This window comes from Microbacterium sp. SLBN-146 (genome assembly GCF_006715145.1).
Classification (GTDB): domain Bacteria; phylum Actinomycetota; class Actinomycetes; order Actinomycetales; family Microbacteriaceae; genus Microbacterium.
Genome location: NZ_VFMR01000001.1, coordinates 1,957,217 through 1,978,445, shown reverse-complemented (window position 1 = coordinate 1,978,445; position 21,229 = coordinate 1,957,217). Strand labels below are relative to the sequence as shown.

General features: G+C 70.4%; 22 protein-coding genes. 15 read left to right on the top strand and 7 right to left on the bottom strand.

Annotated elements, in window-relative coordinates; all coding sequences use genetic code 11:
* Nucleotides 1-49 precede the first annotated feature (49 nt).
* The 6 genes from FBY39_RS08445 (at nt 50) to FBY39_RS08420 (ending at nt 5,280) form a co-directional block, all read left to right on the top strand.
* Complete coding sequence (locus FBY39_RS08445; protein ID WP_186336999.1) at nt 50-1,108, top strand: IS110 family transposase; 1,059 nt, start codon at nt 50-52, stop codon at nt 1,106-1,108.
* Nucleotides 1,109-1,129: 21 nt separating this feature from the next.
* Nucleotides 1,130-1,786: a M23 family metallopeptidase gene (locus FBY39_RS08440; RefSeq protein WP_141931896.1), complete on the top strand. Its 657-nt coding sequence runs from the start codon at nt 1,130-1,132 to the stop codon at nt 1,784-1,786.
* A gap of 63 nt (nt 1,787-1,849) precedes the next feature.
* A complete protein-coding gene (locus tag FBY39_RS08435; protein ID WP_141931895.1) occupies nt 1,850-2,152 on the top strand; it encodes a DUF6412 domain-containing protein in 303 nt (100 codons plus the stop codon).
* An 81-nt stretch (nt 2,153-2,233) separates the two neighbouring features.
* The gene (locus FBY39_RS08430; RefSeq protein ID WP_141931892.1) at nt 2,234-2,974 is read left to right on the top strand and encodes a membrane protein insertase YidC; all 741 of its coding nucleotides are present in this window, start codon (nt 2,234-2,236) and stop codon (nt 2,972-2,974) included.
* An 89-nt stretch (nt 2,975-3,063) separates the two neighbouring features.
* Complete coding sequence (locus FBY39_RS08425) at nt 3,064-4,269, top strand: MFS transporter (RefSeq protein WP_141931890.1); 1,206 nt, start codon at nt 3,064-3,066, stop codon at nt 4,267-4,269.
* 414 nt (nt 4,270-4,683) lie between these two features.
* On the top strand, nt 4,684-5,280 hold the full coding sequence (locus FBY39_RS08420) for a metalloregulator ArsR/SmtB family transcription factor (RefSeq protein ID WP_141931887.1): 597 nt from the start codon (nt 4,684-4,686) through the stop codon (nt 5,278-5,280).
* Nucleotides 5,281-5,283: 3 nt separating this feature from the next.
* On the opposite strand, the gene fdhD is transcribed toward FBY39_RS08420, so the two are convergent.
* Both fdhD and moaA read right to left on the bottom strand, forming a co-directional pair.
* A complete protein-coding gene (fdhD, locus tag FBY39_RS08415; protein ID WP_141931885.1) occupies nt 5,284-6,153 on the bottom strand; it encodes a formate dehydrogenase accessory sulfurtransferase FdhD in 870 nt (289 codons plus the stop codon).
* A 54-nt stretch (nt 6,154-6,207) separates the two neighbouring features.
* Complete coding sequence (gene moaA, locus FBY39_RS08410) at nt 6,208-7,326, bottom strand: GTP 3',8-cyclase MoaA (protein WP_141931882.1); 1,119 nt, start codon at nt 7,324-7,326, stop codon at nt 6,208-6,210.
* Nucleotides 7,327-7,568: 242 nt separating this feature from the next.
* On the opposite strand from moaA, the gene FBY39_RS08405 reads away from it, so the two are divergent.
* Genes FBY39_RS08405 through cydC form a run of 4 tightly spaced genes read left to right on the top strand, consistent with a single transcriptional unit; the run spans nt 7,569 to nt 13,472 of the window.
* Nucleotides 7,569-9,014: a cytochrome ubiquinol oxidase subunit I gene (locus tag FBY39_RS08405; RefSeq protein ID WP_141931880.1), complete on the top strand. Its 1,446-nt coding sequence runs from the start codon at nt 7,569-7,571 to the stop codon at nt 9,012-9,014.
* Nucleotides 9,015-9,022: 8 nt separating this feature from the next.
* Nucleotides 9,023-10,060 carry a cytochrome d ubiquinol oxidase subunit II gene (gene cydB / locus FBY39_RS08400; RefSeq protein ID WP_141931878.1) on the top strand — a complete coding sequence of 346 codons (1,038 nt, stop codon included), beginning with the start codon at nt 9,023-9,025 and terminating at the stop codon, nt 10,058-10,060.
* A 59-nt stretch (nt 10,061-10,119) separates the two neighbouring features.
* The gene (gene cydD / locus FBY39_RS08395) at nt 10,120-11,811 is read left to right on the top strand and encodes a thiol reductant ABC exporter subunit CydD (RefSeq protein WP_141931876.1); all 1,692 of its coding nucleotides are present in this window, start codon (nt 10,120-10,122) and stop codon (nt 11,809-11,811) included.
* Nucleotides 11,808-13,472, top strand: coding sequence for a thiol reductant ABC exporter subunit CydC (cydC, locus tag FBY39_RS08390; protein WP_141931874.1), 1,665 nt, complete (start codon nt 11,808-11,810; stop codon nt 13,470-13,472). Before cydD ends, cydC begins: the two co-directional genes overlap by 4 nt.
* A gap of 10 nt (nt 13,473-13,482) precedes the next feature.
* Here cydC and FBY39_RS08385 read toward each other — a convergent pair whose 3' ends face one another.
* From FBY39_RS08385 to FBY39_RS08365, 5 genes are read right to left on the bottom strand one after another with little or no spacing between them, the layout of a single operon-like run.
* Nucleotides 13,483-14,085, bottom strand: coding sequence for a GNAT family N-acetyltransferase (locus tag FBY39_RS08385; protein ID WP_141931872.1), 603 nt, complete (start codon nt 14,083-14,085; stop codon nt 13,483-13,485).
* Between the two features lie 9 nt (nt 14,086-14,094).
* A complete protein-coding gene (locus FBY39_RS08380; protein WP_260837495.1) occupies nt 14,095-15,153 on the bottom strand; it encodes a sulfate/molybdate ABC transporter ATP-binding protein in 1,059 nt (352 codons plus the stop codon).
* The gene (locus tag FBY39_RS08375; protein ID WP_141931868.1) at nt 15,150-15,959 is read right to left on the bottom strand and encodes an ABC transporter permease; all 810 of its coding nucleotides are present in this window, start codon (nt 15,957-15,959) and stop codon (nt 15,150-15,152) included. Before FBY39_RS08375 ends, FBY39_RS08380 begins: the two co-directional genes overlap by 4 nt.
* Nucleotides 15,956-16,768 carry a molybdate ABC transporter substrate-binding protein gene (gene modA / locus FBY39_RS08370; protein WP_141931866.1) on the bottom strand — a complete coding sequence of 271 codons (813 nt, stop codon included), beginning with the start codon at nt 16,766-16,768 and terminating at the stop codon, nt 15,956-15,958. The genes FBY39_RS08375 and modA overlap by 4 nt, the downstream gene beginning before the upstream one ends.
* Nucleotides 16,765-17,157, bottom strand: a complete 393-nt coding sequence (locus FBY39_RS08365; RefSeq protein ID WP_141931864.1) for a molybdopterin-binding protein — start codon at nt 17,155-17,157, stop codon at nt 16,765-16,767. Before FBY39_RS08365 ends, modA begins: the two co-directional genes overlap by 4 nt.
* Nucleotides 17,158-17,290: 133 nt before the next feature.
* Here FBY39_RS08365 and FBY39_RS08360 point away from each other — a divergent pair, with 133 nt between their 5' ends.
* From FBY39_RS08360 to FBY39_RS08340, 5 genes are read left to right on the top strand one after another with little or no spacing between them, the layout of a single operon-like run.
* Nucleotides 17,291-18,424, top strand: coding sequence for a ThiF family adenylyltransferase (locus FBY39_RS08360; RefSeq protein WP_141931862.1), 1,134 nt, complete (start codon nt 17,291-17,293; stop codon nt 18,422-18,424).
* On the top strand, nt 18,421-19,650 hold the full coding sequence (gene glp, locus FBY39_RS08355) for a gephyrin-like molybdotransferase Glp (protein WP_141931860.1): 1,230 nt from the start codon (nt 18,421-18,423) through the stop codon (nt 19,648-19,650). The genes FBY39_RS08360 and glp overlap by 4 nt, the downstream gene beginning before the upstream one ends.
* On the top strand, nt 19,647-20,120 hold the full coding sequence (gene moaC / locus FBY39_RS08350) for a cyclic pyranopterin monophosphate synthase MoaC (RefSeq protein ID WP_141931858.1): 474 nt from the start codon (nt 19,647-19,649) through the stop codon (nt 20,118-20,120). Before glp ends, moaC begins: the two co-directional genes overlap by 4 nt.
* Nucleotides 20,117-20,989 carry an NTP transferase domain-containing protein gene (locus tag FBY39_RS08345; RefSeq protein WP_141931856.1) on the top strand — a complete coding sequence of 291 codons (873 nt, stop codon included), beginning with the start codon at nt 20,117-20,119 and terminating at the stop codon, nt 20,987-20,989. The genes moaC and FBY39_RS08345 overlap by 4 nt, the downstream gene beginning before the upstream one ends.
* Nucleotides 20,989-21,222, top strand: coding sequence for a MoaD/ThiS family protein (locus FBY39_RS08340; protein WP_141931854.1), 234 nt, complete (start codon nt 20,989-20,991; stop codon nt 21,220-21,222). The genes FBY39_RS08345 and FBY39_RS08340 overlap by 1 nt, the downstream gene beginning before the upstream one ends.
* Nucleotides 21,223-21,229 lie beyond the last annotated feature (7 nt).

Sequence of the window (21,229 nt, the reverse complement as noted above, 5' to 3'; positions counted from 1 at the left end):
GCCGACCGGCCCAACCTGTGTCCCTCAGAGTTGGAAGGAGACGATTTCCATGGTGATCGTCATCGGTGCGGATGTCCACAAGGCCACCCACACATTCGTCGCGGTCGACGAGGTCGGCCGCAAGCTCGCCGAGCGCACCGTGCGAGCCACGACCTCGGGTCATGATGGTGCGCTACGGTGGGCCAGGGCCGAGTTCGGACCCGAACTGCGGTGGGGCGTCGAGGACTGCCGGCATTTGTCAGCGCGGTTGGAGCGGGATCTGCTCGCGGCGGGGCAGCAGGTGGTGCGTGTGCCACCGAAGCTGATGGCGCAGACCCGGGCGTCGGCCCGGGAGCGGGGCAAGTCCGACCCGATCGACGCGCTCTCGGTGGCGCGGGCGGTGCTGCGCGAACCCGACCTTCCGGCGGCCTCACATGACGAGGCGACACGGGAGTTGAAGCTGCTCGTAGATCGCAGAGAAGACCTGGTCAGCGAGCGAACCCGGCAGATCAACCGGCTGCGCTGGCATCTGCACGAACTGGACCCCGAGTTCGACGTCCCGATCAAGGCGCTCCGCAGCAGGAAGCAACGCGACCGCGTCGCGGCGTGGCTGGCCGACGACACCGGCCTGGTGGCCGAGCTCGCTCGTGATGTCCTCAACGACATCGTCGCGGTGAGCGAGAAGATCGACGCCCTCGAGAAGCGGGTCACCGTTCTCGTCGAGGATCGCTACCCGCACTTGCTCGCGATCCCCGGCTGCGGCCCGCTCGCCGCGGCGAAGATCGTCGGGGAAACCGCGAACGTGTCCCGGTTCCGGTCCGAGGCCTGCTTCGCGATGAATGCCGGTGTCGCACCGTTGCCGGTCTGGTCCGGAAGCACCCGCGGCCGGGTCCGGATGAGCCGAGCCGGGAACCGTCAGCTCAACGCTGCCCTGCACCGGATCGCGGTCACCCAGATCCGCCTCGACGGCCGCGGCCGCGTCTACTACCGGAAGCGACTCGACCACGGCGACTCAACCGTCGAAGCCCTCCGCTGCCTCAAACGCAAACTCGCTCGCATCGTCTTCCACACCCTCCACGCCGACCAGCACAACGTCGAAACGACCGCGAGCCTCCCCCTCGCGGCCTGAGACTTGACATAGGAGAAACACATGGCCGAGGTCGCCTATCCGCCGTTGCGTCTGCAGCTGCCGTTCGCAGGCAGGTGGATGGCGCGCAACAGTCCGGCGGACAGCGTTCCGAGCCACGGAACTCACGCGCTCGGTTCCGGATACGCCATCGACTTCGTGCGCATCGATCGGCGAGGCCGTTCGGGGCCGCAGGATTGGCGCACATGGGTGGCCACTGAGCCGCCCGAGCGGTTCTTCGGTTTCGGCGCTCCCCTCGTCGCGCCCACAGCGGGGGTCGTCGTGATCGCCGAGGACGGCGAGCCGGATCACGTCGCCCGCCGCTCGATCGTCGCGGGAGTGCCGTACCTCCTCGGGCAGGCGAAACGCATGCGGCGCGGCACTCGCGCGGTAGCCGGCAATCACGTCGTGATCGCCGTCACGCCCACGGGTCCGTTCGTCCTCCTCGCGCACCTTCGTCGAGGATCCGTCGCCGTCCGCCCTGGCACCGTCGTCGCGGCGGGCGCACCACTTGCGGAGTGCGGGAATTCGGGCAACAGCACGCAGCCGCACGTCCATGTGCAGGCATCCGATTCGACTCATTGGGAAACTGCGACCGGCGTCCCGATCACCTTCGTCCGGCACGGCGACGCGTGGCTGCCGCGAGGCGGCGAGGTCTTCGAGGCGGACTCGACCGCCTGACGTGATGTCCTGCTCGACGGATTTCTCCGGTGTTACCGTGGAACCGACGAAGGGAGGTGTCGCGTGTTCGAGTCGATCGTCTCCGCGCTGCACCTCCTGCTGTCGACGCTCGGCATCGTCGGCGGCGGCATCGACGTCACGGCGCTCGGCGGAATGACGGGTGCGATCGCCCTTGCGATCACCCTCATGACGGTCACGGTCGTCATGCTCGGGGTCGTCGCGATGCTCCACCGCGCACCGGGCGGCACATCACCGCCGCACCCGCAACGCGCGATCGATATCTCGTCGCCTCTCACGCAGAGCGATCCCGACGCACCGGGACATCCCCGCCCTCGAGCACCGCAGTTCGTGGCCACGGCCACGTAGCAACCCGCCCGGCGTCCGCGCCGCGGCATCCTTCGTGGCCGATCGACATTCCCGATCGACAGTCACAGAACGGATACCGCCGTGGACCCCTTCGCCATCCCCCTTCTCGCCGCCATCCTCGACCTCGCATACTCGGGGCTGATGGGCCTCACTCACCTGCTCGAACCCGTCGCCGGCGCCGCTTCCGCTGCCCTCGCGATCGGATTCGTCACTCTCCTCGTACGCGCTCTCCTCATCCCCACCGGCATCGCGCAAGCGAAGGCCGAGCAGACGCGGGCGCGCCTCGCCCCGCGTCTTCGCGAACTGCAGAAGCGCTGGCGGAAGAACCCCGAACGACTCCAGCGCGAAACGATGCAGCTCTATCGCGACGAACGCACGTCCCCGTTCGCGGGATGCCTGCCCGTTCTCGCACAAGCCCCGATCGTCGGCATCCTCTACGCGGTGTTCCTCCACCCCGTGATCGCGGGGCATCCCAACGCGCTCCTCGACGAGACGCTCGCGGGCGTCCCGCTCGGCACGAGCCTCGTCGGCGCCATCGGGGCGGGTACCGTCGACCTCACGACCGCGCTCGTCTACGCGGTCCTCGTCCTCGCGATCGCGACGGTCGGCGAGATCACTCGGCGCGTGTTCCGGATGCCGCAACCGCCGGCCGACTCGCCGGTACCCTCGATCCCGACCGGCATCCTGGGCGTCCTCCACTTCGCGACCGCTGTCGTCGCGCTGTTCGTTCCCCTCGCCGCGGGACTGTACCTGCTCGTCACCGTCTGCTGGACGCTCGTGCAGCGCATCATCCTGCGTCGGCGGTACCCGGTCGACGCGTGAGCGCTTGCCGGGTTCGACATCGATCGGAACACTCGCGGCTCCGGGAGGCTTAGCCTCTCTGTCAGGATCTGCCGTTCGAAGGGGACCCCATGCCAGCGCTTCGCGGAACCATGAGCCACAGCAGAGCGTTCTGGCTCGTCGCCGTGGTCTTCCTCTCGGTGATGGCGTACTCGACGGTGCCGACTCCTCTGTACCCGCTCTACCAGGAGCAGGACGGTTTCGAGGTCTCCGTCATCACGGTCATCTTCGCCGCCTACGCCGTCGGCGTCGTGTTCAGTCTCTTCTTGGTCGGTCACATCAGCGACTGGGCAGGACGACGACGGATGCTGATCGTCGCGGTGCTCGTTTCGGCGCTGTCGGCCGTGATGTTCCTGCTGTGGAGCTCGGTCCCGGGCCTCCTCGCCGCCCGGTTCGTCAACGGTGTGAGCATCGGCATCCTCACGGCGACGGCGACGGCGCATCTGGGCGAATTGCGGTCGTCCGCCAAACCCGCCGAGAACGGCGTCATCGCGGCATCCGTCTCGGGCGCGGCGAACCTCGGCGGTCTCGCGCTCGGCCCGCTCATCGGCGGTCTCTTCGCGGAGTTTCTGCCCGATCCCCTCGTGCTGCCGCATGCCGTCTTCCTGGTGATCCTGGTGCTCGCGGCCCTCGCGCTCCTCGTCGTTCCCGAAACCGCGAGCGCAGCCGGCACCCGCCCCGGCTATCGACCGCAGCGCCTCGCTCTCCCTCCCGCGTCGAGACCCGCCTTCCTCGCCGCGGGCCTCGGCGCATTCGCGTCCTTCGCCCTGTTCGGGTTGTTCACGTCGCTCGCCCCGACGTTCCTCATCGATGCGTTCAACGAGACGGACCATCTCGCCGCCGGCGCGACGGCGTTCTCGGTCTTCGCGTCGGCGGCGACAGCCCAAGTGCTCCTCGCACGCGTCGCGCTCCCGCGCCAACTCGCGGTCGCGATCGTCGCATCGGCGGTCGGGCTCGTACTCATCGCCGTTGGAGCGGTCATCCCGCATCTCGTGGTCTTCATCGCGGGTGGCGTCATCGCGGGCGCCGGGGTCGGCATCCTCTTCCGCTCCGCGATCGCGACGGCCGCGTCCCTCGCCGACCCGGCGCGCCGCGGAGAGACGCTCGCGCTCATCTTCTTGATCGCGTACTGCGGACTCGCGCTCCCCGTCCTCGCGGTCGGTGTGTCGCTGTCATTCGCGAGCGAGACCGCGGTGCTCCTGGTGTTCGCGACGCTCGTGCTCGTCGCGACGGTCAGCGCCGGCATCGTCATGCGCCGCCGCGCGATCGCGCCCTGACCCGCCGACCCCGCCTCCACACCCCGGCGCCGCTCCTCACCCCGGCGTCGCTCCTCACCCCGGCGTCGCTCCTCACCCCGGCGCCCTTCCCCGCCCCGGCGTCCTTTCTCGGCCCGGCGCCCTTCCGCCGAAAAGACCCGAACTGTCGCTTTTAGGCCCGACTTCCGGCGGTTCGCGTCTTCTCGCCAGAAGACTCAGACTGTCCCTCGCAGGCCGATCTACGCACAGTTTGGGTCTTCTCGGCGACCGGGGCTCCGCCCTGGCTCTGGCCGTGTCCCGCCGAGATACCGCGATCTCGCCGAGTCGCCCCGTCGTTGCGCGCGATTGACGGGGTGTCTCGGCGAGATCACGGAGTGTCGGCGCAGGGTGGTTCGGCGCAGGGTGGCGGGGGCTGGGGCGTGGGATCATCGAGGTATGGGCCCGTACAGCGCCATCTCGAGTTACTCGCGCGTGGAGATCCTCCACCTGCTGCAGGAGCAGCCCGGCCGCACCGTCACGGAGCTCTGCGAGCGCACAGGGCTCCACGCCAACACCGTGCGGGAGCACCTGCAGCGACTCGTCGCGGCGGGACACGTCGTGCAGGAGAAGGAGCACCGCACGACGCGCGGCCGCCCGCGGGTCTTCTACAGCGCCGCGACGGGGGAAGCGGACGCATCGAGTCCCGTCGCGCGAGCCCGTGTTCAGGATGCCGCGCGCCGCGGCGACCTCATGAGGCGCGTCCTCCCCGGTTCGGCGGGGCCGCTCGATGAGGACGCCGCGCACCAGCTCGACGCGATCGTCGACGATCTCGTCGACGCGGGGTTCGATCCGCTCGTCGACGAGCACGCGCTCACGATCGATCTCACACCGTGTCCACACGCGACGTCACAGGCCGACCATCTCGAGACGCTGTGCCGCGTGCACATCGGACTCATGCAGAGCGTGCTCTCCGAAGCCCGCGGCCCGCTCAAAGTCGAGGGCATCGCATCCGCGTGCGACCCCGAGACCTGCGTCGTGCACTTGACGCGCTGACCCTCAGTCGGCGGCCGCCGCCGAGGTCGTGACACGCCCCGGGTGCGCGTAGAGGTTGAGCGACGTGCCGCGCACGAACCCCGCGAGAGTGAGCCCCGACGCGTCGGCGAGCTCCACGGCGAGCGACGACGGCGCCGAGACGGCGGACAGGATCGGGATGCCGGCCATGACGGCCTTCTGCACGAGCTCGAAGCTCGCGCGCCCCGACACCTGCAGCACGGTGCCGACGAGGGGAAGTCGTCCGTCGAGCACCGCCCACCCCACGACCTTGTCGACGGCGTTGTGCCGACCGACGTCCTCGCGGAGCACGAGCATCTCACCGGACGCCGCGTCGAAGAGCGCCGCGGCGTGCAGACCGCCCGTCTTCTCGAACACCGCCTGCTGCTCCCTCAGCCGGTCGGGGAACGCGAGAAGATCGCCCGCGGCGACCGTCGCGGCATCCGTCGACACGTCGTACGACGAGACCGTCTCGACGGCGTCGATCGACGCCTTTCCGCACACACCGCACGAGCTCGTCGTATAGAACGAGCGCGCGATGTCCGGCGAAGGCGGTGCGACACCGGGCGCCAGAGCGACGTCCAGGACGTTGTACGTGTTCTCCGTCGAGCCACCGGGCGTCCCGGGACCTCCGCAGTGGATCGCGGACCGGTACTCCTCGCCCCGCGAGATGACGCCTTCCGAGACGAGGAACCCCGCGGCCAACTCGATGTCGTGTCCGGGGGTGCGCATCGTGACGGCGAGCGGATCGCCGCCGACGCGGATCTCGAGCGGCTCCTCGACCGCGAGATGGTCGGGGCGACGCCGCGTCGTCGCGGCCCCGTCAGCGTCGAAGGAGACGCGGACGACGGGACGCCGCACCGTGATCCGTCCCATGGCGCCATGCTAGCCCCGGGCCGGAGGGGCCCGCCGCAGGGGCCCGGCTCGACCTCAGCCGCCGATCGCGTTCATGCCGCGCGCGGGCTGCAGGAAGGACGGGTCGTTGATCGCGTGGCCCGGCAGCTTGCCGAGGACGCAGGAGCGGAGCATCGTCTCGATCGCCGCATCGCGCGCACCCTCACCCGAGGCCGGCGGCGCCGCAAGACCCGGACCGCGCAGCGCAGGCAGCAGATCGTACTCCGTCGTCGAGAAGAGGCAGTTGCGCAGCTGACCGTCGGCGGTCAGGCGCAGCCGGTCGCAGTCACCGCAGAACGGCGCCGTCACCGATGCGATCACGCCGACCGTGTGCGGGCCGTCGTCGAGCTGCCAACGCTCGGCGGGGGCACCGCCGCGCCCGGGCACGGGGGTGAGCTCCCAGCGGGCGGACAGCGTTTCGAGGATCTCCGCCCTCGTCACCATGCGCGCACGATCCCACGTGTGTCCCGCATCCAGGGGCATCTGCTCGATGAAGCGCAGCTGCGCATCGTGCTCGATAGCGAACGCCACCAGGTCGATCAGTTCGTCGTCGTTGACGTCGCGCATCGCGACGGCGTTGATCTTGAGCGGCCTGAGACCCGACCGCTGCGCCGCCGCGATCCCCTCGAGCACGTCGTCGAGGCGATCACGACGAGTGAGCTCGCGGAAGCGGTCGCGACGGATCGTGTCGAGTGAGATGTTGAGCCGCCCGAGCCCCGCCGCCTGCAGATCGGGCAGGAAATCGGGAAGACGGATGCCGTTCGTCGTCATGGCGACATGGACGGGTTCCCCATCGGGGGTCCGAAGCTGCGCGATGCGCCGCACGACATCGACGATGTCCGTGCGCAGAAGCGGCTCTCCCCCCGTCAGCCGGAAGGTCGTGACCCCCGCCGCGGCGGCGACGCGGGCGACGTGAACGATCTCGTCCGTCCCGAGGATGCTCGACTTCGCGAGCCATTCGTTGCCCTGCTCCGGCATGCAGTACGTGCAGCGCAACGAGCAGCGGTCGGTGAGCGAGATGCGCAGATCACGGTGGACGCGGCCGTGCGTGTCGACGAGAGGACGCCCCGAGTCGCCGGGTTCGTCGCCGAGAAGCGCAACGGATGCCAGGGGCTCCGGCCGCCGCGCACCGATCGTCACGGGGATCGCTGCCATGAGAGCGCCCCCCTTTCCGTCGGATCGCTTCCTCTGCCGAGGGTAATCGCCTCCGAGTGATTCGGCGCGGGAGCGCCCACGGATTGCCCGTGTCCTTTTTTCACGGCGGCACCCTCTCCCGCGGAGCGCCGCACGTGAGTACCGTGACCACCAGAACGCGCAGAATTCCCTGTGCGTGTGGTCTGACCACATGATATCCTGTGGTCAGACCACACCGGTTTGAGCGATCGGAGCCCCGCACCGTGGACCTGCTTGACCCCCTCCTCCTCGCGAGATGGCAGTTCGGCCTGACGACGCTGTACCACTTCCTCTTCGTCCCGCTCACGCTCGGCATGGCGCTCACGGTGTCGATCTTCCAGACCGCGTGGGTGCGGACGGGAAACCTCAAGTGGCTCCACCTGACGCGCTTCTTCGGGAAGATCTTCCTCATCAACTTCGCGATGGGCGTCGTCACCGGCATCGTGCAGGAGTTCCAGTTCGGCATGAACTGGTCGTCCTACTCGCGGTTCGTGGGCGACGTCTTCGGCGCGCCGCTCGCCTTCGAGGGCCTCATGGCGTTCTTCTTCGAAGCGACCTTCATCGGCCTGTGGATCTTCGGTTGGGACAAGCTTCCCCGGAAGGTCCACCTCGCGACCATCTGGATCGCGACGATCGGCGCGTGGTTCTCGGCGTACTTCATCCTCGCCGCCAATGCCTTCATGCAGAACCCCGTCGGCTACCAGATGGCGCAGGACGGCTCCCGCGCCGAGATGAACGACTTCTTCGCGGTCCTCACCAACCCCGTCGCCCTCGCCGCACTCCCCCACACGCTGTTCGCCGCCTTCATGATGACGGCCGGCGTCATCATCTCGATCGCCGCGTGGCAGCTCTTGCGCGGCCGGAACGTCGAGATGATGCGTCCCGCGCTCCGCTACGGCCTCTGGGGCATGATCGTGGCGTTCGCGGGCGTCGCGCTCTCGGGAGATCAGCTGAGCCTCGTCATGGTGCAGACGCAGCCGATGAAGATGGCCGCAGCCGAGGCGATGTTCGACACGGCGTGCGGAGCGAACGCGTCGTTCTCGATCTTCACGCTCGGGACCCCGGACGGCACGAGCGAGCTGTTCTCGATCCGTGTGCCCTATCTGCTGTCGCTTCTGTCGACGCATTCGCTCGACGGCTGCGTCGAGGGCATCAACGACCTCAACCTGCAGTACACGAATGAGCTGTTCCCGCAGTTCGCCGATCAGGTCGACGGCAACTTCGCGCCGATCCTGTGGGTCACCTACTGGTCCTTCCGCTGGATGATCGGCCTTGGCGGCCTTGCTGCTCTCTCGGCGGTCGTGGGCCTGTGGCTCACGCGCAAGAAGGCCAAGCGCCCCGTCCCCGCGTGGGCGTGGAAGATCGCGATCTGGGCATGGCCCGCATCGCTCTTCGCGATCCTCGTCGGATGGGTGTTCACCGAGATGGGCCGCCAGCCGTGGATCGTATTCGGACTCATGCTCACGGAGGACGGCGTCTCGCCGAGCGTCCCGGGCTGGACCGTCCTCATCTCGCTCACGGCCTTCACCCTCATCTACGCGATCCTCGCGGTCGTCGAGATCGGACTCATCGTGAAGACCTCTCAGAAGGGGCCCGATCCCCTTCCCGAACCGGGCTCGGAGCCCGCCCAGCCGCAGTCCGTCGAAGACACCCCGACGACGGTGTACTAGGAGCTGACATGGATCTCGCATACCTCTGGTTCTTCATCGTCGGCTTCCTGTTCGTCGGGTATTTCGTCCTCGACGGCTTCGACTTCGGCGTCGGGATGTCGCTGCCCTTCCTCGGCAAGGACGACATCTCGCGCCGCCAGATCATCAACACGATCGGCCCCGTGTGGGACCTCAACGAGACGTGGGTCATCGTCGCCGGCGCGTGCCTCTTCGCTGCTTTCCCCGAGTGGTACGCGACGCTCTTCAGCGGCTTCTATCTGCCGCTTCTGCTGATCCTCCTCGCCCTCATCGCGCGCGGCGTCTCCTTCGAGTACCGGCACCAGCGCGACAGCGTCCGGTGGCGGCGCAACTTCGATCGCATGATCGTGATCGGCTCGGCCGTTCCCGCGTTCCTGTGGGGCGTCGCGGTCGCCAACATCGTGCAGGGCGTTCCGCTGGATGCCGACCACGAGTTCATGGGATCCGTGCTCACACTCTTGAACCCGTACGGGCTCCTCGGCGGGCTCACGACCCTGCTGCTGTTCTTCACGCACGGCATCTACTTCGTCGCGCTCAAGACCGACGGACAGGTCGCCGCCGACGCCCGCAAGCTCGCGGGACGAGCCGGATTCCTCACGATCATCGTCGCGGCCCTCTTCCTCGCGTGGACGATCGGGCTGGCGTTCTCGGAGGGGCGCGACCTCGTGTGGCTCACCGTCCTGTGCGCGGCGATCGCCGCCGTCCTGCTGATCTCGTCGTGGATCGCCAACGCGCGCGGACGAGAGGGATGGGCGTTCGGCTTCGGCGCCTTCACGATCGTGACGGCCGTCCTCGCGCTCTGGTTCGCGCTCTTCCCCTATGTCATGCCGTCGACGGTCGACATGGCCACGAACAGCCTGACGATCGAGAACGCGTCGAGCACGGACTACACCTTGACGATCATGTCGTGGGCGGCGCTCATCTTCCTCCCCCTCGTGCTCGCGTATCAGGCGTGGACCTACTGGATCTTCCGCAAGCGCATCACGAGGTCCAAGATCGAGAAGGCGGCGAGCGTTCCTGCACACTGACGAGCACTGCGCACTGACGAGCGCTGGCGCTCGGATGCGCTGGGTAGGCTCGAAGCGGCATGACTGACATCGTGGAGGCTCCCCCGCGCACGCGGGCGAAGCCCGTCGATCCGCGACTCCTCCGGTATGCGCGGTCGTCGCGCAGCTTCTTCATCGTCATCGCCGCGATCGCTTTCGTTCACACGGCGGTCATCGTCGCCTTCGCGTGGTTCCTGACCACCGCGATCGTGGGGGCGATCGAGGGGATGCCGCTCCCCGAGCTCCTGCCCACGCTCGGCGCCCTAGGCGCCGTCGTCATCGTGCGTGCGCTCCTCCTGTGGGCGCGTGAGGCCGTCGCCTCGCGCGCGGCGGCACGGGTGCAGACGGAGCTTCGGAGCGCACTCGTCGTGGCCGTCGGGGCGCTCGGCCCCGAGTGGCTCTCGACGCGCAACTCGGCCGAACTCGCCCTCACGGCCGGACGTGGCCTGGACGCCCTCGAGGCGTACTTCGGACGCTACCTTCCGCAACTCGTGCAGACGGTCGTCGCGACTCCGCTCATCATCGCGGTCATGTGGTGGCAGGACTGGATCTCGGGTCTCACCGTCGTCCTCACGATCCCCCTCATCCCGATCTTCATGGTGCTCATCGGCCTTGCGACGCGAGCCGTGCAGGAGCGTCAGTGGAAGACGCTGCAGCGTCTCGCCTCGCGCTTCTCCGACACGGTGCAGGGACTTTCGACCCTCAAGGTGTTCGGGAGGCAGCACCGCGCCGCGGCATCCATCGAGCGCGTCACCGACGACTACCGCCGCGAGACGATGAGGGTCTTGCGCGTCTCGTTCCTGTCGGGGTTCGCGCTCGAGTTCCTCGCGTCGATCGCCGTCGCGATCGTCGCCGTCTCGATCGGCTTCCGACTCATCGACGGGTCGCTCACGCTCGCCGTCGGACTCTTCGTGCTGCTGCTGGCTCCCGAGGCGTACCTGCCGCTGCGTCAAGTGGGCGTGCAGTTCCACGCGGCATCCGAGGGCGTCGCCGCGACGGACGACGTCTTCGATGTGCTCGACGCAGCAAGGACCCGCGACACCGCGCGCGCCTCGGAACCGTCCGCGAGACCCCGATCGGAGACGTCGCGCGTGCCGGCGGCAACACTGGTGGTCCGCGAGCTCCGGGTCGTGCGCGGAGGACAAGCTCTCCCCGCGGTCTCCTTCACGGCGATGCCCGGAACCGTGACGCTCATCGAAGGGCCGAGCGGCGCAGGCAAGTCGAGCCTCCTCGCGGCGCTCCGCGGCGCAGCGACCTTCGACGGGGTCGCCGAGGTCGATGCCGTCGACGTGCGCACCCTCGCGCCCGCGTCGTGGCTCGCGTGGGCAGGTCAGCAGCCGGGACTGGTGACGGGAACGATCGCGGCCAACGTCGCTCTGGGCGACGAGAATCCGGATGCCGCGCTCGTCACGCACGCCCTCTCCCTCGCCTGCGCGGCCGACCTGCCGCCGTCGTACGAGCTCGGCGTCCGCGGCTCGGGAATCTCGGGCGGTCAGGCACAGCGCGTCGCGGTCGCGCGTTCGTTCTACCGGTACCTCTCGGGCCGGGCCGCCGTCGTCGCCGTCGATGAGCCGAGCGCGGCCCTTGACGCGACGACCGAGAATCGTCTCTGGCAGAGCATCCGCTCACTCGCCGACGACGGCGCGACGGTGCTCCTGGTGTCGCACCGCACGACCGCCCGCGACATCGCCGATCAGGTCGTGCGGATCGAGCCGAGCGAGGTGATCGCGTGAGTGCCCAGCAGGCTGTCACGACGCGGGACGTTCTCCGCGGTGCGCTCCCCTCCCTCCGCCGGTTCTGGCCTGCCCTCGCCGCGGGCTTCATCGCCGAGGCCTCCGCCGTCGCCCTCCTCGCGACGAGCGCGTGGCTTATCGTGCGCGCGAGCGAGATGCCGCCCGTCCTGTATCTGTCGGTCGCCGTCGTCGGTGTGCGGTTCTTCGCGCTGACACGGTCGGTCTTCCGATATCTCGAGCGCCTGTCGGGGCACGACGCGACGCTCCGGCAACTCGCGACGACACGCGCGTCGCTCGTGCGACGACTCGTTCCGCTCGCCCCCGACGGCCTCTCGCGCACCCGCCGCGGCTCGGTGCTCGGCGCGCTCGTCGATGACGTCGACGACCTGCAGAACCTTCCACTCCGGGTCGTTCAGCCCCTCGTCTCGTCGGCGCTCGTGGCCCTCGGGGCGGTCGTCCTCGTCGCGATCGTGTGGTGGCCCGCGGCCCTCACCCTTCTCGCGTGCCTCGCCGTGGCCGCGATCGTCGCGACGCTGTGGGGGTGGATCGCCGGGTCCCGCGCCGAGCGGTCGATCGCGCCGCTGCGTTCCCGGCTCGCCGACGCAATCCTCGACCATCTCGGGAGCCTCGACGTGCTGCAGGCGTACGGTGCCGAGGCCGACAGCAGCGCCCGTATCGCCGCCGCCGACGCCGAGCTCCGGCGCGCCGTCGTCCGCCGCGCCGGTGCACAGGCGGCGACGACGGCGGTCGTCTCGGTGCTTGCCGGCGCCGCATCGATCGCGGCAGTCCTCGTGACGGCACCCGCGGGCGTATGGGGACCCTGGCTCGCCGTCGTCGTCCTCGTCCCGATGGCGACCTTCGAGGTGTTCGGCGCCGTCCCTCTCGCGGCATCCGCATGGCGACAGGTGCGGACCTCGGCCGAGCGGGTCTCCGACGCCGTCCCCGGTACCGTGCCCGAGGGGCTCGTGCAGCGGGATCGGCCCGCGACGGGCGATGCTCCGCCGCTCGCGAGCGGCATCCGGCTCGAGAACGCCGACGTCCGGTGGCCCGGAGCCGCGACCCCCGCACTCCGCGGCATCGATCTCGATGTCCGCCCCGGCGAGCGCGTCCTCGTCGTCGGCTCGAGCGGAGCGGGCAAGTCGACGCTCGCGCACGCGCTCGTCCGTTTCCTCGAGACCGACGGCGGCTACGACATCGGCGGACGGTCTGTGCACGACCTCGCGAGCGACGACGTGCGACTCACGGTCGGACTGTGCGAGCAGCATCCCATGCTCTTCGACGAGGACATCCGGCAGAATCTGATCTTCGCGCGCGACGACGCGACGGATGCCGAACTGGAAGGCGTCCTCGAGCGCGTGGGGCTCGGACCCTGGCTCCGCGCACGCGGAGGCCTCGACGCCCGGGTCGGCGAACGCGGCTCCCTCGTGTCGGGTGGCCAGGCGCAGCGGATCGCACTCGCGCGCGCGCTCCTTCGCGGGTTCCCCGTCCTCGTGCTCGATGAGCCGACAGCGGGCGTCGACCCCGCGGCATCCGATGCACTTCTCACGGACCTCCTCACCGCGATCGACGACGACCAGGCCGTCGTGCTGATTTCGCACGTCACGGTGCCGAATGACCTCGTCGACCGGGTCATCCGGATCGAGAACGGCCGGATCGTCTAGCGGCGTTCGGTCATGAGCGCAGGTCCATGCCGAACGCCTGCACGCCGGGGTGGGACTCCAGCGGCGTGAAGCCCAGTCGGGGATAGAACGCGATCGCCGCCCGGTTGTCGCTCGACGCCGCGAGGTGGAGGCCCGTCACTCCGCGCGCGCGGAGTTCCCTCACGAGCGTCTCGACGAGACGTCTCCCCCACCCCTGTCCCTGCGCTTCGGGCAGAAGGTCGATGTGCAGGTGCGCGGGGTACGTGTCGCCGTAGGGTTCGGCGCCGGCCCGCCGCGCGGAGGCGTAGCGGAGGATCCCGTCCTGACGCGTGACCTCTTGTTCGGGGAGGGGCCAGGTCGCGCCGTGCTCGGGCCACCACTCGGTACGGAACCACTCCTCGAATGCACGCGTCTCGGGCGCGCACACGATGTAGCCGACGACGCGTCCGTCGTCGGCCTCCACGACGAAGGCGAGATCCGGATGCCGCGCGACGTAGGGCAGCACGAAGATCTCGGCCCAGATGCGGTCGTCGTCGAGCACTCCCGTGGCGTCACCGCCCGCGTCGGCCGTGCGCAGGCAGATCTCGGCGAGAGCGGCCTCGTCGCCCGGCCGGAAGGAGCGGATGCCGGTCACGCGCCGAGTCTAGGCGAGGGGCACGAAGCGCACGGCGGCGGGATCGATCGACAGCGTGAGCGCGTCTCCCGCGACGAGCCCGAACGCGGTTTCCACCGGAACATCGATCGACACATCGGGATCCGCCGTCTGCACCCGCACGCCGCCGGGCGTCTGCTCGAGCCGCGTGATCCGCGCGATCCACTCGGCCGTGGGCCCGGACGCTCGGGCCCCGACCGGGAGGAACCGCACGTCAGCCGGCCGGAAGACCGCGGCCGCCCTCCCGTCCGGAATCCCGGATGCCGCGACGACTGCTGCCCCCGATGACCAGGCGCCGTCTCGCACGACGCCGTCGATGCGGTTGACTCCCGCGACGGCGGCGGCGAACCGCGTCGCGGGGGCGGCGAAGACGCTCCGGACGTCGCCCTCCTGCGTCACGCGGCCGCCCTCGAGGACGACGAGTCGTGACGCGAGCGCGACGGCGTCGACGGCGTCGTGCGTCGCGACGATCGCCGTCGTCCGTGTCGCGGCGAGTTGCTCGCGCAGGAGCGCCCGGATGTCTCCCGCCGTCTCGGGATCGAGCGAGGTGAGCGGCTCGTCGAGAAGGAGCACAGCGGGGTCGGTCGCGAGCGCACGGGCCAGTGCGACGCGCTGCTGCTGACCGCCGGACAGCTCGGCGGGACGCCTCGCCCCGAGGCCGTCGAGTCCGACGCGTCGGAGCCACTCGTCGGCTGCACGGAATGCCGCTGAGGCCGAAGCCCCGTGTACGCGAACCCCGAAGGCGATGTTGGCCTGCGCCGTCAGGTGCGGGAAGAGGCGCGCATCCTGGCCGAGGAGCACGACACGCCGTTCGGCGGGAGAGATATGGACGCGCCGGGGGGATGCGGCATCCAGCACGCGATCAGCGACGCTGACGCGGCCCTCGTCGAGTCCCACGAGTCCCGCCAGGACGCCGAGCAGAGTCGACTTTCCCGCGCCGCTCGGGCCCATGAGCGCAACGACGTCGCCCGCGTCGGCACGCACGTGCGCCTCGAGCCGGAATCCGCCGCGGTCCACGACGACCTGCGCGTCCAGCGACTCGCCGCTCACCGCGGAGCCTCCGCTCGCCACGCCCGGACGAGGAGCAGAACGCCCACCGCCGTGACGAGGAGGAGGAGCGACAGCGCGACCGCCGTCCCCTGCGACACCCCCGCGCCGTTGAAGGCCGTGTAGATCGCGAGCGGCATCGTCTGCGTGACACCGGGCGCGTTGCCCGCGAAGAGCGCCGTCGCGCCGAACTCACCGATCGCGCGCGCGAAGCACAGCACGATGCCCGCGATGAGCCCGGGAGCCGCGAGCGGAAGCGTCACGCGCCGGAGGATCGTCCACCGCCCGGCGCCGAGGGAGGCCGCCGCCTGCTCGTACGCGGTTCCCGTCGTCCGGAGCGAACCCTCGAGGGCCAAGACGAGGAAGGGGAGGGCGACGAACGTCTGCGCGAGCACGACGGCGCCCGTCGTGAACGGCACGCGGATGCCCCACTCGGCGAGGATCCCTCCGAACCAGCTCGTGCGGCCGAAGAGGAAGAGCAGCGCGACACCCCCGACCATCGGCGGCAGGACGAGCGGGATCGTCACGAGGGCCCGAAGGAGCGCGGCGGAGCGCCGCCCGGCTCGCGCGATCACGAGGGCCAGCGGAACACCGACGAGGACACACAGCACCGTCGCGATGAGTCCCGTCACGAGCGAGAGGCCCAGCGCCGAGAGCGCCTCGGGTGACGTGATGTCGGCCCACAGCGTCGACCACTCGACGCGCAGCACGAGGGCCGACAGCGGCAGCACGAGAAGGGCGAGACCCACGACGGCGGGCACCGCGAGGATCCGCGGCACGAAGCCGCCCGCGTCCCGGCGATGCGTCACGGGGCTCCGAACCCGAGATCACGGAGCACGGCCTGCCCGTCGGCGCTCACGACGAAGGCGACGAACGCGGCGGCGGCATCGGGGTTGGCGGCATCCGTCAGCACCGTCACGGGGTAGCGGTTGACGACGTCCGGCGCCCCCTCGGGAACGATGGCCTCCACGTCTGCGACGCCGACGACGTCGGTCGCATAGACGAGGCCCGCATCCGCCTCGCCCGCGGCGACCTTCGCGAGGACCGCCGTGACGTTCTGCTCGATGCTCGCGGGTCGGACAGCGACGCCCTCCGCGTCGAGGAGCCTCTCCGACGCCGCGCCGCACGGCACCTCCGGGGCGCACAGCACGACGGTCAGCGCGGGATCGGCGAGGCTCGCGAGGTCGGTCACATCACCGGGATTCCCCGCGGGCACGGCGATCACGAGCGTATTGGAGGCGAAGATCTCCGGCGCGACGGCGAGCGCGGAGACGGTGTCCATGTTCTTCTCGTCGGCCGACGCGAAGACATCGGCGGGCGCACCCTCGAGGATCTGCCTCGCGAGCGTGCTCGATCCGTCGTAGACGATCGGGCGTACGTCGACAGACGGATGCCGCTGTTCGAACAGCTCCGCGAGCTCGTCGAACGCCGTGCCGAGCGAGGCGGCCGCGTAGATGGAGAGTTCGCCGCTCAGTTCGGGAGCCGCGTTGTCGGGCGGAGCGGACGAGCGCGACAGATCGAGGTCACCCGACGACCCTGCGCCGGACGGCGCGCACCCGACGAGTCCCGCGACCGCGAGCGTCGCGAGGGCGAGCGCGGCGGTCGAGCGGCGCCTCACGCGCCGGGCCTCTCGATGATGACGTTGGTGGCCTTCATGACAGCGACGGCGAGAGAGCCCACCTCGAGTCCGAGTTCTCGCACGGCTTCCGCAGACAGGAGCGAGACGACCCGGTGCGGCCCCGCCTGCAGATCGACCTGCGCCATGACCCCGTCGATCTGCACGCGCGTCACGAGGCCGACGAACCGGTTGCGGGCGCTCGAGAGCACGTCGCTCGGGTCGGTCGCGGCGCGGGCGAGCTCGACGGCGTGGGCCGCGAGGGCGTCGCCGGGAATCCGCGCGGGGCTCTCACCGGTGGTGGGGAGAGCGTCCGAGTCAACCCAGCGGCGCACGGTGTCATCGCTGACGCCGAGGAGACGCGCGGCCTCGGAAATGCGGAATCGGTCCATTCCGCTACGGTATCACCGCAGATGCGGACCTGGTCGTCTGATTTCTCCGCATCCGCGCCCGGAGCGCACGCTGACGCCGGGGAATGTCGACGACGTCGGATCGCGTGTCGGCACCGCGGCGTAGCCTGGAGAGATGCCGCTCCCGCCGCTCGTTGACCCCGTCGCGACGCTCGATGTCGACGAAGCCGTCCGCACCTCGCGACACCGCGTGCTCGCCGGCTTCGGCGACATCGCACAGCGTCGGCTGGCCGCCGCGCACGTCGCCGTCGTGGGAGCGGGCGGCCTCGGCTCACCCGTCGTCCTGGCGCTCGCTGCCGGGGGCGTGGGAACCCTCACGATCATCGACGACGACACCGTCGAACTGTCGAACCTGCAGCGACAGATCCTGCACCGCGTCGCCGATGTCGGCTCTCCCAAGGTCGACTCCGCCGTCCGCGCGGCGAGCGAGCTCTCTCCGACGACGCACGTGCGCACGGTGTCGGAGCGGATCACGGCCCGGTCGGCTGAGCGCATCCTCGCCGGCGCGCACGTCGTGATCGACGGCACCGACACGTTCGAGACACGCGAAGCCGTGGCATCCGCGACCGAAGCACTGGGCATCCCGCTCGTGTGGGGCGTCGTGCAGGAGTTCCACGCGCAGGTCACGGTGTTCTGGTCGCGTCCGACCGGCGGCGCGGCCGCCGTTCGTCTCGCCGACCTGTACCCCTCCGATTCGACGGGCGATGTGCCGACGTGCGCGCAGGTGGGCGTCCTCGGATCACTCTGCCTCCAGACGGGGGGCGTCCTTGCCACCGAGGCGATCAAGCTCCTCACGGGTGTCGGCGACCCGCTCCTCGGGCGGGTCCTCGTCATCGATGCCCTTCGCGCACGCGTCGACGAGATTCCGCTCCGCACCTCGACAGAAGGCGCGATGACGGATGCCGCGGCGGAACCGTCATCCGTTGTCGCCGCTCCCCTGCCGGACGTCCCCCACCTCGATGCGGCCGCGACGCGGGCGGCACAGGCGGCGGGCGTCAGCCTCATCGATGTGCGGGAACCGGCGGAGACCGCGGAGGGCGTCATCCCCGGCGTCGTCGAGATCCCGCTCGCGACGCTCCTCGCCGACCCGACACTCGCGGGCGCGGGCCCCGTCGTCGTGGTCTGCCGGGCGGGTCAGCGCGCGCAGCGCGCCGCCGTGGCGCTGCTCGGCGCCGGCATCTCGGCATCCGTCCTCCGGGGCGGAATGGATGCGTGGGACGAGCCGCTCCAGGCGCGGAGCCGCTCATGAATCGCCTCATCCCTGTCGAGGAGCACCTCGCCACCGTCCTGTCCGCCGTCAGCGACATCGGCACGGAGCGCCTCCCGCTCGCCGCGTCTCGCGGCCGCATCCTGCGCGAGTCCGTGCACGCCGCCGTCGATCTCCCCGCCTTCGACAACTCGGCGATGGACGGCTTCGCGGTGCGGCACGACGACATCGCCGACGCCTCTGCCGACCATCCGGTGCGCCTGCGCGTCGTCGCCGATCTTCCCGCCGGCACCGCCCTCGACCCGCCGCTCGGTCGGGGCGAGGCAGCGCGCATCATGACGGGCTCACCCCTTCCCACCGCCGCGACGGCGATCGTCCCGTTCGAGGACACGGTCGGCGGACTCGCCGATTCGCTCGGCGACATCGAGGTGACCGTCGCCAAGCCGTTCGGAGCACACGTGCGCCGCCGTGGCGAGGACGCCGCAGCGGGCGACGTCGTGCTGGAGGCGGGAATCCTCCTCGGGCCCCTGCAGACGGCCGCGATCGCGGCATCCGGTGTCGCCGACGTCGTCGTGAGTCGCCGCCCGCGCGTCGCTGTCGTCTCGACGGGATCGGAGCTCGTGCCCCCCGGCACGCCGCTCCGGCGCGGGCAGATCCCCGAGTCCAACGGCGAGCTGCTCGAGGCGCTCGCGCTGGGAGCGGGAGCCGACGTCGTGATCAGTGCGACCGTGTCCGATGACGACGGCGGTCCACGCGAGGTCCTCGAGGAGGCCGAGCGCCTCGGGGCGGACGTCGTGGTCTTCTCCGGCGGTGTCAGCGCAGGAGCCTACGAGGTCGTCAAGAACACGCTCGGCGACGTCATGTCGTTCACGAGCGTCGGGATGCAGCCGGGAAAGCCGCAGGGCTTCGGCCGAACGCTCGCGGGGATTCTGCTGTTCGGTCTTCCGGGCAACCCCGTGAGCGCCGCCGTGTCGTTCGAAGTCTTCGTGCGACCCGCGCTCCTGACGATGCAGGGTGCCACGGATCACGCGCGTCGCGTCCTGACTCTTCCCGCTGCCGTCGGCTGGCGAACCCCTCCCGGCCGAGCCCAGTACCTCCCCGTCGTGATCGACACGACGGATCCCGCGGCGTGGCGCGTCACTCCCGCCACCTCGGGCGGATCGCATCTCGCGGGCGGCCTCGGCCGTGCGGAGGCCTACGCGATCGTGCCGGCGGAGGTCGCGCGCGTCGATCCCGGCGACCTCGTGGATGTCATGCTGATCTCATGAGCTTCACGCATCTGGATGCCGCGGGTCACGCCCGGATGGTCGACGTCACGGACAAGCAGCCGACCGTGCGCTCCGCGACGGCGCGCGGGTTCGTGCGCTGCGCGGCGGACGTCGTCGCGGCGCTCCGCGACGGCACGGTGCCCAAGGGCGACGTCCTCGCGGTCGCCCGCATCTCGGGCATCCAGGCGGCGAAGCGCACACCCGACCTCCTCCCCCTCGCCCACGTCATCGGGGTGCACGGAGCCACGGTCGACCTCGCGGTCGTCGACGACGGCGTCGAGATCGAGGCGACGGTCCGCACGGCCGACCGGACGGGCGTCGAGATGGAGGCGCTGACCGCTGTCACGGTCGCCGGTCTCGCGATCGTCGACATGGTCAAGGCGCTCGACAAGGGCACCTCGATCGAGGCGGTCCGCATCGTACGCAAGACCGGCGGCAAGAGCGGCGACTGGGTGCGCGCGGGCGAATGACGACGGACGGGCTGGGCGCGGTCCTCCTCGCGGGTGGTCGTGCGACGCGCCTGCAGGGCGCGACGAAGGCGCTCATCGACGTCGGCGGCCGGACGCTCCTCGCGACGGCCGTGACCGCTGCGGTCGATGTGGGAGCCGCCCCCGTGACGGTCGTCGGCCCCGTGCTGGATGCTGCGCTCCCCGTGACCTGGGTGCGCGAGGACCCTCCGTTCGCCGGACCCGCCGCCGCGATCGTCGCCGCGCTGGAGTCGTGGCCCGCCGAGACGACCCCGGAGTGGACGCTGCTCCTGGCGTGCGACCTCCCCGCTGCGTCCGCAGCCGTGCGGCGCCTCACGTCCGACCTTCCCCTCCTGCCCGCCGACAGCGACGGCGTGTGCCTCGCCGACAGCTCATCGCGACCGCAGTGGCTCGTCGGCGTCTACCGCACGCGCGCGCTGCGGACAGCGGCATCCGCTCTTCCCGACGCGGGCCGCGATGCTCCGGTTCGCGCCATCCTGGATGACCTCGCGATCACGGTGATCGCCGTCGACGACGACCTCATCCACGACGTCGACACGTGGGAGGATCTGACACGGGCACGCTCGCTCCACGAAGGAGGCACCATGACGTCGTCTCGCACGCTCCCGCCCGAAGCGCTCGACGCGTGGGAAGCCGCCCTCCGCTCGCACTTCGATCTCGACACCGCCGACCTCCCCGTCGCCCTCATCCTCGACCTCGCGCGCGATGTGGCGACCGAGGTCGCGCGTCCTGCTGCCCCGTTCAGCGCGTTCGTCGCCGGTCTCGTCGCGGGCCGTGCGGGAGCCACGCCCGCCGACACGGAGGCTGCCGTCGCGGCGATCCGTGCGCTCGCGAAGGAGTGGACCGCCTGATGGCGCGCGTCAGATACTTCGCAGCCGCGGCGGAGTTCGCCGGTCGGTCGGAAGAGACCCGCACGGAGGCGACCCTCGGCGATCTCCGCACCGCCCTCACGGCGGAGCGGCCCGCGCTCGGCGGCATCCTTCCGCGCTGCGCCGTGCTCGTGGGCGGCGCACGCGTCGATGACACGACGGCGCTGGGCAGCGACGTCCTCGTCGACGTCTTGCCCCCGTTCGCGGGCGGTTGATCCTTCC

What these genes read in the sequence shown, in the direction of transcription:
- FBY39_RS08445 (WP_186336999.1), top strand. Translation starts at nt 50, where the DNA reads ATGGTGATCGTCATCGGTGCGGATGTCCACAAGGCCACCCACACATTC.
- FBY39_RS08440 (WP_141931896.1), top strand. Translation starts at nt 1,130, where the DNA reads ATGGCCGAGGTCGCCTATCCGCCGTTGCGTCTGCAGCTGCCGTTCGCA.
- FBY39_RS08425 (WP_141931890.1), top strand. Translation starts at nt 3,064, where the DNA reads ATGCCAGCGCTTCGCGGAACCATGAGCCACAGCAGAGCGTTCTGGCTC.
- FBY39_RS08420 (WP_141931887.1), top strand. Translation starts at nt 4,684, where the DNA reads ATGGGCCCGTACAGCGCCATCTCGAGTTACTCGCGCGTGGAGATCCTC.
- fdhD (WP_141931885.1), bottom strand. Translation starts at nt 6,153, where the DNA reads ATGGGACGGATCACGGTGCGGCGTCCCGTCGTCCGCGTCTCCTTCGAC.
- moaA (WP_141931882.1), bottom strand. Translation starts at nt 7,326, where the DNA reads ATGGCAGCGATCCCCGTGACGATCGGTGCGCGGCGGCCGGAGCCCCTG.
- cydB (WP_141931878.1), top strand. Translation starts at nt 9,023, where the DNA reads ATGGATCTCGCATACCTCTGGTTCTTCATCGTCGGCTTCCTGTTCGTC.
- cydD (WP_141931876.1), top strand. Translation starts at nt 10,120, where the DNA reads ATGACTGACATCGTGGAGGCTCCCCCGCGCACGCGGGCGAAGCCCGTC.
- FBY39_RS08365 (WP_141931864.1), bottom strand. Translation starts at nt 17,157, where the DNA reads ATGGACCGATTCCGCATTTCCGAGGCCGCGCGTCTCCTCGGCGTCAGC.
- FBY39_RS08360 (WP_141931862.1), top strand. Translation starts at nt 17,291, where the DNA reads ATGCCGCTCCCGCCGCTCGTTGACCCCGTCGCGACGCTCGATGTCGAC.
- glp (WP_141931860.1), top strand. Translation starts at nt 18,421, where the DNA reads ATGAATCGCCTCATCCCTGTCGAGGAGCACCTCGCCACCGTCCTGTCC.
- moaC (WP_141931858.1), top strand. Translation starts at nt 19,647, where the DNA reads ATGAGCTTCACGCATCTGGATGCCGCGGGTCACGCCCGGATGGTCGAC.
- FBY39_RS08345 (WP_141931856.1), top strand. Translation starts at nt 20,117, where the DNA reads ATGACGACGGACGGGCTGGGCGCGGTCCTCCTCGCGGGTGGTCGTGCG.
- FBY39_RS08340 (WP_141931854.1), top strand. Translation starts at nt 20,989, where the DNA reads ATGGCGCGCGTCAGATACTTCGCAGCCGCGGCGGAGTTCGCCGGTCGG.